The organism is Pseudomonas atagonensis (assembly GCF_011369485.1).
Classification (GTDB): domain Bacteria; phylum Pseudomonadota; class Gammaproteobacteria; order Pseudomonadales; family Pseudomonadaceae; genus Aquipseudomonas; species Aquipseudomonas atagonensis.
The window spans coordinates 82,087-94,429 of record NZ_VXCA01000007.1 but is presented as its reverse complement, the minus strand read 5'-3'; the positions used below and the strand labels follow the sequence as shown (position 1 = coordinate 94,429).

Here is a 12,343-nt window from a genome sequence, read left to right as displayed (position 1 = left end):
AACTGGACAGTCACAAAGTCTTTGCGGCATAGTCGCCGGGTTCTGAACTTTGCTCACTCATGACAAGGACAACGCAGATGGCAACGCTACTGGTGCTGCACGGCCCCAACCTGAACCTGCTCGGCACCCGCGAACCGGGCACCTATGGGTCGACGACCCTGGCGCAGATCAATCAGGATCTGGAACGCCGCGCCCGTGAAGCCGGCCACCATCTGCTGTATCTGCAAAGCAATGCCGAGTACGAATTGATCGATCGCATCCACGCTGCACGCGGCGAAGGTGTGGATTTCATTCTGATCAATCCAGCAGCTTTTACGCATACAAGTGTCGCATTACGTGACGCGCTGCTGGGAGTGAGCATCCCATTCATCGAAGTGCATTTGTCCAACGTGCACAAACGCGAACCTTTCCGCCATCACTCTTACTTCTCCGACGTAGCGGTGGGAGTGATCTGCGGCCTTGGCGCCAGCGGTTACCGACTGGCCCTGGAGGCTGCGCTAGAACAGCTTGAAACACAGGCAACGGCTTGAACTACAAGCGTTAAACGCCCCTGACCGACCCTTGGGAGTTGATGATTCATGGATATCCGTAAAGTTAAGAAACTGATCGAATTGCTGGAAGAGTCCGGCATCGACGAGCTCGAGATCAAGGAAGGCGAAGAGTCCGTACGTATCAGCCGTCACAGCAAGACCCCGGCTCAGCAGTACTACGCGCCGGCGCCGATGCAGGCTCCGGCCGCTGCACCTGCCGCCGCTGCTGCTCCAGTTGCTGCTGCGCCGGCTGCTGCCGCTGCTCCAGCCCTGAACGGCACCGTGGCCCGTTCGCCAATGGTAGGTACCTTCTACCGCAAGTCTTCGCCAACCTCGCCAGCCTTCGTTGAAGTCGGCCAGACCGTGAAGAAAGGCGACACCCTGTGCATCGTCGAAGCCATGAAGATGATGAACCACATCGAAGCTGAAACCAGCGGTGTGATCGAATCCATCCTCGTCGAAGACGGCCAGCCGGTTGAGTACGACCAACCGCTGTTCACCATCGTTTGAACTGCGGAGAGCCTTTGATGACTGCGAAGTTGGAAAAAGTTCTGATCGCTAACCGCGGTGAGATCGCCCTGCGGATTCTGCGTGCCTGCAAAGAGATGGGCATCAAGACCGTCGCCGTTTACTCCAAGGCCGACAAAGAGCTGATGCACCTGGGTCTGGCAGACGAATCCGTCTGCATCGGCCCGGCTTCTGCCGCTCAGTCTTACCTGCACATTCCGGCCATCATCGCTGCCGCTGAAGTGACTGGCGCCACCGCCATTCACCCAGGTTACGGTTTCCTCGCGGAAAACGCCGACTTTGCCGAGCAGGTCGAGAACTCCGGCTTCGCTTTCATCGGCCCGAAAGCCGACACCATTCGCCTGATGGGCGACAAGGTATCGGCCAAGCACGCGATGATCGAAGCAGGCGTGCCAACCGTTCCAGGCTCTGACGGCCCACTGCCGGAAGACGAAGAAACGGCACTGCGCATCGGTCGTGAAGTCGGCTATCCAGTGATCATCAAGGCCGCCGGCGGCGGTGGTGGTCGTGGCATGCGCGTGGTGCACAAGGAAGAAGACCTGATCGCCTCGGCGAAACTGACCCGCTCCGAAGCGGGTGCAGCGTTCGGCAACCCGATGGTCTATCTGGAAAAATTCCTGACCAACCCGCGTCACGTCGAAGTGCAGGTGCTGTCCGACGGCCAGGGTCACGCCATCCATCTGGGCGACCGCGATTGCTCGCTGCAACGTCGTCACCAGAAGGTTCTCGAAGAAGCGCCGGCACCGGGCATCGACGAGCAGGCGCGCCAGGAAGTTCTGGCTCGCTGCGTCAAGGCGTGCATCGACATCGGCTACCGTGGCGCCGGCACGTTCGAGTTCCTTTACGAGAACGGTCGTTTCTACTTCATCGAAATGAACACCCGTGTTCAGGTGGAGCACCCGGTTTCGGAAATGGTCACCGGTATCGACATCGTCAAGGAGATGCTCAGCATCGCCGCTGGCAACAAGCTGTCGTACACGCAGGATGACGTGGTTATCCGCGGTCACTCGCTGGAATGCCGGATCAACGCTGAAGACCCGAAAACCTTCATGCCGAGCCCGGGCACGGTCAAGCATTTCCACGCCCCAGGCGGCAACGGCGTTCGCGTCGATTCGCACCTGTACAGCGGTTATGCGGTTCCGCCGAACTACGACTCGCTGATCGGCAAGCTGATCACTTACGGCGCCACCCGCGACGAAGCCATGGCACGCATGCGCAATGCCCTGGACGAAATCGTGGTTGACGGGATCAAGACCAACATCCCGCTGCACCGTGATCTGGTTCGCGACGAAGGCTTCTGCAAGGGCGGTGTGAACATTCACTACCTCGAGCACAAGCTGGCTGGCGAGAAGCACTAAGCTTCAGCCCGCACCTGACAAAGCCGCCTTCGGGCGGCTTTGTTGTTTCTGAAATTCACCGAAAAACCTGTGGCCCTGCCAACCCGGTCGTGTTCTTGCGCGCGGTCGCGTAAACTTGCGCGCTTCTCGCTGGCCGCTAGGCTGCAATCATATTTTTTCAAAGGTGCCCGCCATGCCTTGGCTGCAAGTAAGACTCGCCATCAGCCCGGAACAAGCCGAAACCTACGAAGACGCTTTCCTTGAAGTGGGCGCCGTGTCGGTGACCTTCATGGACGCTGAAGACCAGCCGATCTTCGAACCGGAACTCAACACCACCCCGCTGTGGGCGCACACCCACTTGCTGGCCTTGTTCGAGGGCGGTACCGAAGCCGCCCCGGTGCTGGCGCACCTGGAGCTGCTGACCGGCAGCCCGCTGCCCGAGCATCACAGCGAAGTCATCGAAGATCAGGACTGGGAACGCAGCTGGATGGACGGTTTCCAGCCGATGCGTTTCGGCCAGCGCCTGTGGATCGTGCCGAGCTGGCACGCCGCGCCGGAGCCGGACGCGGTCAACCTGCTGCTGGACCCGGGCCTAGCGTTCGGCACCGGCACGCACCCGACGACTGCACTGTGCCTGGAGTGGCTCGACGGCCAGGACCTGAAAGACTGCAACGTGCTGGACTTCGGTTGCGGTTCGGGGATTCTGGCGATTGCTGCCCTGCTGCTCGGCGCGAAAGAAGCCGTCGGCACCGACATTGACGTGCAGGCGCTGGAAGCCTCGCGCGACAACGCCGGGCGCAACAACATTGCCGATGAACTGTTCCCGCTGTACCTGCCGGAAGACCTGCCGCAGGTCAAAGCCGACGTACTGGTCGCCAATATTCTCGCCGGCCCGCTGGTGTCACTGGCCCCGCAACTGTCCGGCCTGGTCAAATCCGGAGGCCGCCTGGCGTTGTCGGGCATCCTTGCCGAGCAAGGTGAGGAAGTCGCTGCCGCTTACGCGCAAGACTTCGATCTCGACCCGATCGCCAATCGCGATGGCTGGGTGCGCATCACCGGTCGTCGGCGCTAAAATGACCGTCTGCATAAACCGGATCGCCGCATGACCGACAGCTTCGTCACCCAGTGCCCGCATTGCCAAACCAGTTTCCGTGTCAGCCACGCTCAATTGAGTGTGGCCCGCGGGGTGGTTCGGTGCGGCTCCTGCCTGCAAGTGTTCAACGCCGCCAAACAGCTGCTTGAGCAACACGCCGGCAAGGACGCGGTGACACCGGTCGCGCCGCTGATCGCCGAGCTGCCGGTCGAAACGCTGCCGGCTGCCGAACCGCCAGCCGTCGACGAGGCGCCCGCGCCGCGCGCCATCAGCCAAAATCAATGGAGCGCCAGCGAACTGGATCTCGACAGCCTTGATCTGGACGAAGAACTCGCCCGCCTCGAGCAACGGGAAATTCAACCGGTCAGCGAACTCGGTCGTCAGCGCGAAGAATCCCTGAGCGCCCGGCGTGACAGCCCTGAAGCCGATGAAACGGTCTGGCGCGACAGTTTGTTCAGCGCCCGCGACGATGAGCGCCTGTCCGAGCCCGAAGAAGATGAAGCCGAACAGCCCATCGTCGAGTCCGAGCCGGCAAAACCCGCTCGCACTGAACCTTCGCTGTCGCTGGAGCCGGTGGACCTCGATGACGAGCCCGCCATCCCGCAATTGCGCCTGCACGATCCGATCGATCCGAATGCCCGTCGCGAACGCTTTTGCGCCAGCGACGAAGCCGATGAGGACGATTTGCCACTGATCGAGCCGGTGCGCAAAAAACGCGAACGCGCAGAACCCGGCGTGCGCGCCGAAGTTTTGCAGGATCTGACGGACGACCCACTGCAACTGGACTGGCAGAAACGCCGTTCGCCGTGGGGCCGACGCCTTCTCTGGCTGTTATTGGTGCTGATTGCCGCAGGTGGATTGGCCGGCCAATACATCGCCTACCATTTCGAAGAGCTGGCGCGGCAAGACCAATATCGCCCGTGGTTCCAGCAGGTTTGCCCGCAGATCGGCTGCACGGTGCCATCCAAGGTCGACATCGCCAAAATCAAGAGCAGCAACCTGGTGGTGCGCAGCCATCCGGAGTTCAGCGGCGCACTGGTGGTGGATGCCATCATCTATAACCGTGCGACTTTCTCGCAGCCGTTCCCTCTGCTGGAACTGCGTTTCGCCGACCTCAACGGCCACCTGATCGCCAGTCGTCGCTTCAAGCCCGGCGAATACCTCAATGGCGACCTTGAGGGCATGGCGGAAATGCCGCCGCAGACGCCGATCCACATCGCCCTGGATATTCTCGATCCCGGCCCGAAAGCGGTGAATTACAGCCTGAGTTTCCACTCGCCCGAGTGAATCGCTTCAACGTTTCTGATTTGACGGCGGTTTTCTGACTTTGCTGCGCGCAACCAAACCGCTGGCAATAACGGAATAACTGTTCAGATTTTGTTCAATTCAGCCTTTATCCAGTCATCGAGAGCGGGTATCATGCCAACCCTTTTTCGAACTCTCATGATCCGGCCCCACTTCAGGGAAGTCCTATGTCGGCGGTACGCATCGGCCCATATACATTGCAGAACGGCTTGATCCTCGCCCCGATGGCGGGCGTCACCGATCAGCCCTTTCGTCAGTTGTGCAAGCGATTGGGCGCAGGGCTTGTAGTCTCGGAAATGGTCACCAGCGACATGAGCCTGTGGAACACCCGCAAGTCGCGCATGCGCATGATCCACGAAGGCGATCCCGAGCCACGCTCGGTGCAGATTGCCGGTGGCGATGCGCAGATGCTGGCAGACGCGGCCCGGGCCAACGTCGAACTGGGCGCACAGATTATTGATATCAACATGGGTTGTCCGGCGAAGAAGGTCTGCAACAAGGCTGCCGGCTCCGCGTTGTTGAAGGATGAAGCACTGGTCACCGAGATCCTGCACGCCGTGGTGTCTGCAGTTGATGTGCCGGTGACCTTGAAGATCCGCACCGGATGGGATCGCGACAACAAGAACGGTCTGACCGTGGCGAAGATTGCCGAGCAGGCCGGGATCACCGCGCTGGCAGTGCATGGCCGCACGCGCGCCGATCTGTACAAAGGGGAAGCCGAGTACGACACGATTGCCGCGATCAAGCAGGCCGTGTCGATTCCGGTGTTTGCCAATGGCGATATCGATTCGCCGGAAAAGGCCCGTTACGTGCTTGACGCGACCGGTGCCGATGGCCTGTTGGTAGGCCGTGCCGCTCAAGGGCGGCCATGGATTTTTCGCGAGATCGAACACTTCCTGCGCACTGGCGAGAAATTGCCGGCACCGGAGCTGATCGAGGTGGAACACATTCTGCTAGAGCATCTGGCCGCACTTCACGCGTTCTATGGGGACGTGATGGGCGTACGCATTGCTCGAAAGCATGTGGGCTGGTATCTCGCAACCTTGCCGGGCGCCAAGGAGTTTCGCGCCCACTTCAATCGTTTGGATGGTACGGAAACACAATGCGCCAACGTTCGGGAGTTCTTCGCCGAGCGTTACAAGAGCCTGACAGGGGACGAAGAAGGGGTGGCCGCATGACGATGATGACCGAGACTTTAGTGAGTGGAACAACACCCGTGAGCGACAACGTGAATTTGAAACAGCACCTCAATACCCCGAGCGAAGAAGGTCAGACCCTTCGCGGGAGTGTCGAGAAGGCGCTGCACAATTATTTCGCCCACCTTGAGGGCGCGTCCGTCACGGATGTGTACAACCTGGTGCTGTCCGAAGTCGAGGCTCCCCTGCTCGAGAGCGTGATGAACTACGTCAAGGGCAACCAGACCAAGGCCAGTGAGCTGCTGGGACTCAACCGCGGCACGCTGCGCAAGAAACTCAAGCAGTACGATCTGCTGTAAGCATTCAATCAAACCAGAAAGGCGCCCGCGTAAAAAACGGTCGCCTTTTTTGCTGACTTCCTTTGCTTTTGATGGAAATTGAGATGACCGACCAGACTACCCGCCTGCCGATCCGCCGCGCCTTGATCAGCGTTTCCGACAAGACCGGGATCCTCGAATTCGCCAAGGAGCTTGAAGCCCTGGGCGTCGAGATCCTCTCCACCGGTGGAACGTTCAAGCTGCTGCGCGACAACGGTGTTGCCGCAGTGGAAGTCGCGGATTACACCGGTTTCGCCGAGATGATGGACGGTCGGGTGAAAACCCTGCACCCGAAAATCCACGGCGGTATCCTCGGTCGTCGCGGTACCGACGACGCGATCATGAACGAGCACGGCATCAAGCCGATCGATCTGGTTGCCGTTAACCTGTACCCGTTCGAAGCCACCATCAACAAGCCAGGCTGCGACCTGCCGACCGCCATCGAGAACATCGACATCGGCGGCCCGACCATGGTCCGTTCGGCTGCGAAAAACCATAAAGACGTGGCCATCGTGGTGAATGCCAGCGATTACGCCAACGTTCTGGAAAACCTCAAGGCCGGCGGCCTGACCTACGCACAGCGTTTCGATCTGATGCTCAAGGCCTTCGAACACACCGCTGCCTACGACGGCATGATCGCCAACTACATGGGCACCGTGAATCAGGCTGCTGAAACCCTCAGCACTGAAGGTCGCAGCGAGTTCCCGCGCACCTTCAACAGCCAGTTCATCAAGGCGCAGGAAATGCGCTACGGCGAGAACCCGCACCAGAGCGCGGCGTTCTACGTTGAAGCCAAGCCTGCCGAAGTCGGCATCGCCACCGCCACCCAGCTGCAAGGCAAGGAACTGTCGTACAACAACGTGGCCGACACCGACGCTGCGCTGGAATGCGTGAAGAGCTTCGTCAAACCGGCCTGCGTGATCGTCAAGCACGCCAACCCGTGCGGCGTGGCCGTGAGCCCGGACGCCGAAGGCGGCATCCGTCAAGCCTACGAACTGGCCTACGCCACCGACACCGAATCGGCCTTCGGCGGCATCATCGCGTTCAACCGTGAACTGGACGCCGAGACTGCAAAAGCCATCGTTGATCGTCAGTTCGTTGAAGTGATCATCGCCCCAAGCGTGAGCGAAGAAGCCCGCGCCATCGTGGCGGCCAAAGCCAACGTGCGCCTGCTGGCGTGCGGCGAGTGGTCGGCTGACCGCGCTGCCGCCTGGGACTACAAGCGTGTCAACGGCGGCCTGCTGGTACAAAGCCGCGACATCGGCATGATCAGCGCCGATGACCTGAAAGTGGTGACCAAACGCGCACCGACCGAACAGGAAATCCATGACCTGATCTTCGCCTGGAAAGTCGCCAAATACGTTAAATCCAACGCCATCGTCTACGCCAAGAACCGTCAGACCATCGGTGTCGGCGCCGGCCAGATGAGCCGCGTAAACTCGGCGCGTATTGCCGCGATCAAGGCTGAGCACGCCGGTCTGCAAGTCGCTGGTTCGGTGATGGCATCGGATGCGTTCTTCCCGTTCCGCGACGGCCTCGACAACGCGGCCAAGGTCGGTATCACTGCGGTGATCCAGCCAGGCGGCTCGATGCGTGATGCTGAAGTGATTGCCGCTGCCGATGAGGCAGGGATTGCGATGGTGTTCACTGGAATGCGTCATTTCCGGCACTGATTCAACTCGATCCAAATGTGGGAGCGGGCTTGCTCGCGAATGCAATCTGTCAGTCACAGCTGTTTTGCCTGACACACCGCTTTCGCGAGCAAGCCCGCTCCCACATAAAGCGCTCCAGCAGCGACTGACAGATTTTTGAGGTTTTTGAAATGAATGTTTTGATCATTGGCAGCGGTGGCCGTGAACACGCTCTGGCCTGGAAAGTGGCTCAGGATCAGCGTGTGCAGAAGGTTTTTGTCGCGCCGGGCAACGCCGGTACGGCGATTGAAGCCAAGTGCGAGAACGTCGCCATCGACGTGCTGGCCCTTGAGCAACTGGCCGACTTCGCCGAGAAAAACGTTTCCCTGACCATCGTCGGCCCGGAAGTGCCGCTGGTGGCTGGCGTCGTCGATCTGTTCCGTTCCCGTGGTCTGGATTGCTTCGGCCCGACCGCCGGCGCCGCGCAGCTGGAAGGCTCGAAAGCCTTCACCAAGGATTTCCTCGCGCGTCACAAGATTCCGACTGCCGACTACCAGAACTTCACCGAGATCGAGCCGGCCCTGGCTTATCTGCGTGAAAAAGGCGCACCGATCGTGATCAAGGCCGATGGCCTGGCCGCCGGTAAAGGCGTGATCGTCGCCATGACCCTGGCCGAAGCCGAAGACGCCGTGCGCGATATGCTCGCCGGTAACGCCTTCGGCGACGCCGGTTCACGCGTGGTGATCGAAGAATTCCTCGACGGCGAAGAAGCCTCGTTCATCGTCATGGTCGACGGCAAAAACGTTCTGCCGATGGCCACCAGCCAGGACCACAAACGTGTCGGCGACGGCGACAGCGGCCCGAACACTGGCGGCATGGGCGCTTACTCCCCTGCCCCGGTAGTCACCGCCGACGTGCACAAGCGCGTGATGGATCTGGTGATCTGGCCGACCGTGCGCGGCATGGCCGAGGAAGGTAACGTCTACACCGGTTTCCTCTACGCCGGTCTGATGATCGACAAGGCCGGTAACCCGAAGGTCATCGAGTTCAACTGCCGCTTCGGCGATCCAGAGACCCAACCGGTGATGCTGCGTCTGCAGTCGAGCCTGGTGTTGCTGGTCGAAGCCGCACTGGCGCAAGCGCTGGACAAGGTTGAAGCGCAGTGGGATTCACGGCCAAGTGTCGGCATCGTGCTGGCCGCCGGTGGCTACCCGGGCGATTACGCCAAGGGCGCGGCGATCAACGGTCTGGACGCAGCCGCCAGCCTGGAAGGCAAAGTCTTCCACGCCGGTACTGCGCTGAAGGATGGTCAGGTCGTTACCGCCGGTGGTCGCGTTCTGTGCGCCACTGCCATGGGCGCCACCGTGGGTGAAGCTCAGCAGCAGGCGTACAAGCTGGCGGCGGCGATCGACTGGGAAGGCTGCTTCTACCGCAAGGACATTGGCTACCGCGCCATTGCCCGTGAACGTGGCGAAACCCAGGAATAAGCTACCCTTTGTTTCCGGCGGGGGCCGCGTGCCTTTGCCGGACTGTTCCGACGCTGCGCATCGTTATATTCTGGCATCAACCTACGAAGGGATTTCGCCGTGCGCTGGCTCAGGATCGCCATAAGTTTTACCGTCACGCTGTTGACCTTGCTCTGCATGCTCCCGGCCCAGGCCGCGCAAGGCAGTGGCTGGTCGGTATTGCTTGACGATCAGGGCAATCTGCAGCTGAGCGACATCCGCTCTGCCCGCTACACCAATCAATTCAGCCCGATCGACCTCAATCGCCTGACGGCCGCCGAACCCGAGGGCGCATTGTGGCTTCGTTTCAAACTGGCTCCCGGCAAGCACGAACAAGTGCTGCGTGTTTTCGCGCCTGACTTGTCGAGCCTCAATCTTTACGTGCTGGACGGCGACACGCTGATCGAGCAACGCGATACCGGCACCCGCCAGCCACAAGCCGATCGACCGCTGCCGAGCAGCGACTTCATGCTGGCACTGCCGCAAAGCGACAAACCCCTCGACGTCTACGTGCGCCTGGTCTCCGATCACCAGTTGCGGCCATACGTCACCCTGCAATCAGCGGTCATGGGCGCGGCCAGTCAAAATCAGACGCTGATCTATGGCTTGCTGTTCGGCTGCCTCGCCATGCTGATCCTGCACAACCTCATCCGCTACGCTTACACCCGCTCGCGCAGCAGTCTGTGGCTGGCCGTCTGTGAAGGTTTGCTGGGCCTGAGCCTGTTGCTGCTGCTCAACCTTGCCGGCCCGTGGTTGCCGAACTGGCACGCGATCCAGACACCGGGCGCCTACCTGGCGCTGCTGCTGACTGCCCCGGCCGGGCTGATGTTCGCTTACCGCTTCTTTGCCCCGCTTGGCCCGCACCCGCTGAACAAACTGCTGCTGGCCGACATCCTGTTCATCGTGATCTGCAGCCTGTTGCTGCTGTTCGTCAACACCCTGCCGCTGAACATCATCACCTATGCATTGGTGGCGCTGGCGGGTTTGAGCATGTTGCTGGTCGGCTTCTACCACTGGCAAAAAGGTTATCGTCCGGCGCGGTTGTTCGTCGCGGCAATGGTCGTATTCAATATCGGCACGCTGATCATCCTGCCGGCGTTGTTGGGCCTGACACTGGTCGCGCCGCAAGGCCTGATCATGACCCTGATGGCGTTCATCTGCGTCAGCGGGCTGCTGATGAGCATCGCCCTCGGCGAGCGCCAGCGCAGCATCACCGAAAGCCGTTTCAGCATCAGCCGTGACCTTGCCGCGAGCAACGCCGAGATCAATGCAAAAGCCGAATTCCTCGCCAAGATCAGCCACGAAATCCGCACGCCGATGAACGGTGTGCTGGGCATGACCGAACTGCTGCTGGGCACGCCGTTGTCGGTCAAACAACGTGATTACGTGCAGACCATCCACAGCGCCGGCAACGAACTGCTGACCCTGATCAACGAGATTCTCGACATCTCCAAGCTCGAGTCCGGGCAGATCGAACTGGACGATGTGCAGTTCGACCTGAACGCCTTGATCGACGATTGCCTGAGCATCTACCGCGCCAAGGCCGAACAGCAGAACGTCGAACTCATCAGTTTCATCCAGCCACAGGTGCCACGCGTCATCAGTGGCGACCCGACACGCCTGCGTCAGACCCTGCTTAGCCTGCTGGAAAACGCCCTGAAGAAAACCGACGAAGGCGAAGTGCTGATTGTCGTCGCCCTCGACGAGCGCAGCGCCAAACCGCGCCTGCGCATTGCCGTGCAAGACAGCGGGCAACCGATGGATGCGGAAGAGCGCGATGCGCTGATGCACGCGGAACTGCACAGCAAGCACTTCCTCTCGGCCAACCGTTTGGGTGGCAACCTTGGGCTGGTGATCGCGCGGCAATTGATCCGTTTGATGCACGGCGAGTTCGGCATCAAGAGTGGCGCAACCCAAGGCAGTACGCTATGGCTGACCCTGCCGCTGGATCCGGATCGTCTCGAGCATCCGACTTCTGACCTCGACAGTCCGCTACAGGGCGCGCGGGTGCTGGTGGTCGACGACAACGACACCTGCCGCAAAGTGCTGGTGCAGCAATGCAGCGCATGGGGTCTGAACGTAAGTGCGGTGCCATCGGGCAAGGAAGCGCTGGCGTTGCTGCGCACCAAGGCGCACCTGCGCGACTATTTCGATGTGGTGCTGCTCGATCAGAACATGCCCGGCATGACCGGCATGCAACTGGCCGCGAAGATCAAGGAAGACCCGAGCCTGAACCACGACATTCTGCTGATCATGCTCACGGGCATCAGCAATGCGCCGAGCAAGATCATCGCGCGCAACTCCGGAATCAAACGCATCCTCGCCAAACCGGTCGCCGGGTACACACTGAAAACCACCCTCGCGGACGAACTGAACCAGCGCAACAAAGGCCAGGTGGTGTTCCAGCCGCAAGTGGTGACGGCCGCTACAGCCGCCAAAGTGCCGAGCGATTTCCGCATTCTGGTTGCCGAAGACAATACGATTTCGACAAAAGTGATTCGCGGCATGCTGGGCAAACTCAACCTGCAACCGGACACCGCCAGTAACGGCGAAGAAGCACTGCAGGCAATGAAAGCCCAGCGCTATGACCTGGTGCTGATGGACTGCGAGATGCCGATTCTTGACGGTTTTTCCGCCACGCAGCAATTGCGCGCCTGGGAAGTCAGCCACCAGCGCACACGTACGCCGATTGTCGCCCTGACCGCGCACATCCTCGCCGAACACAAGGAACGCGCACGTCAGGCCGGCATGGACGGCCACATGTCGAAACCGGTGGAGCTGTCGCAGTTGCGCGAATTGATCGAGCACTGGGTCGCGCAGCGCGATCAACAGAATCGCACTACGACGCAACCGTCCTGAGCCGACAGGCGCCCGAGTGCCTGATAGACTCCTCCACGACTT

10 protein-coding genes are annotated in these 12,343 nt (G+C 60.6%); all 10 read left to right on the top strand.

The window, feature by feature from the left end:
• The first annotated feature begins 77 nt into the window (after positions 1–77).
• The 10 genes from aroQ to F2P67_RS05230 all read left to right on the top strand — a co-directional run bounded on the left by aroQ (position 78) and on the right by F2P67_RS05230 (position 12,301).
• The gene (aroQ, locus tag F2P67_RS05275; protein WP_093430249.1) at positions 78–530 is read left to right on the top strand and encodes a type II 3-dehydroquinate dehydratase; all 453 of its coding nucleotides are present in this window, start codon (positions 78–80) and stop codon (positions 528–530) included.
• Positions 531–578: 48 nt separating this feature from the next.
• On the top strand, positions 579–1,040 hold the full coding sequence (accB, locus tag F2P67_RS05270; RefSeq protein ID WP_064585782.1) for an acetyl-CoA carboxylase biotin carboxyl carrier protein: 462 nt from the start codon (positions 579–581) through the stop codon (positions 1,038–1,040).
• Positions 1,041–1,057: 17 nt separating this feature from the next.
• On the top strand, positions 1,058–2,416 hold the full coding sequence (gene accC / locus F2P67_RS05265) for an acetyl-CoA carboxylase biotin carboxylase subunit (protein WP_166218233.1): 1,359 nt from the start codon (positions 1,058–1,060) through the stop codon (positions 2,414–2,416).
• A 172-nt stretch (positions 2,417–2,588) separates the two neighbouring features.
• Positions 2,589–3,467: a 50S ribosomal protein L11 methyltransferase gene (gene prmA / locus F2P67_RS05260; protein WP_085684952.1), complete on the top strand. Its 879-nt coding sequence runs from the start codon at positions 2,589–2,591 to the stop codon at positions 3,465–3,467.
• Between the two features lie 30 nt (positions 3,468–3,497).
• A complete protein-coding gene (locus F2P67_RS05255; RefSeq protein WP_166218231.1) occupies positions 3,498–4,775 on the top strand; it encodes a DUF3426 domain-containing protein in 1,278 nt (425 codons plus the stop codon).
• Positions 4,776–4,960: 185 nt separating this feature from the next.
• Positions 4,961–5,971 carry a tRNA dihydrouridine synthase DusB gene (dusB, locus tag F2P67_RS05250; protein WP_166218228.1) on the top strand — a complete coding sequence of 337 codons (1,011 nt, stop codon included), beginning with the start codon at positions 4,961–4,963 and terminating at the stop codon, positions 5,969–5,971.
• Complete coding sequence (gene fis / locus F2P67_RS05245; protein ID WP_002555375.1) at positions 5,968–6,288, top strand: DNA-binding transcriptional regulator Fis; 321 nt, start codon at positions 5,968–5,970, stop codon at positions 6,286–6,288. Before dusB ends, fis begins: the two co-directional genes overlap by 4 nt.
• A gap of 83 nt (positions 6,289–6,371) precedes the next feature.
• Positions 6,372–7,979, top strand: a complete 1,608-nt coding sequence (gene purH, locus F2P67_RS05240) for a bifunctional phosphoribosylaminoimidazolecarboxamide formyltransferase/IMP cyclohydrolase (protein ID WP_166218225.1) — start codon at positions 6,372–6,374, stop codon at positions 7,977–7,979.
• A gap of 149 nt (positions 7,980–8,128) precedes the next feature.
• The gene (gene purD, locus F2P67_RS05235) at positions 8,129–9,424 is read left to right on the top strand and encodes a phosphoribosylamine--glycine ligase (protein WP_166218222.1); all 1,296 of its coding nucleotides are present in this window, start codon (positions 8,129–8,131) and stop codon (positions 9,422–9,424) included.
• A 99-nt stretch (positions 9,425–9,523) separates the two neighbouring features.
• Entirely contained in the window at positions 9,524–12,301 is a 2,778-nt protein-coding gene (locus F2P67_RS05230; RefSeq protein WP_166218219.1) for a response regulator, read from the top strand.
• The last annotated feature ends 42 nt before the right edge of the window (positions 12,302–12,343 follow it).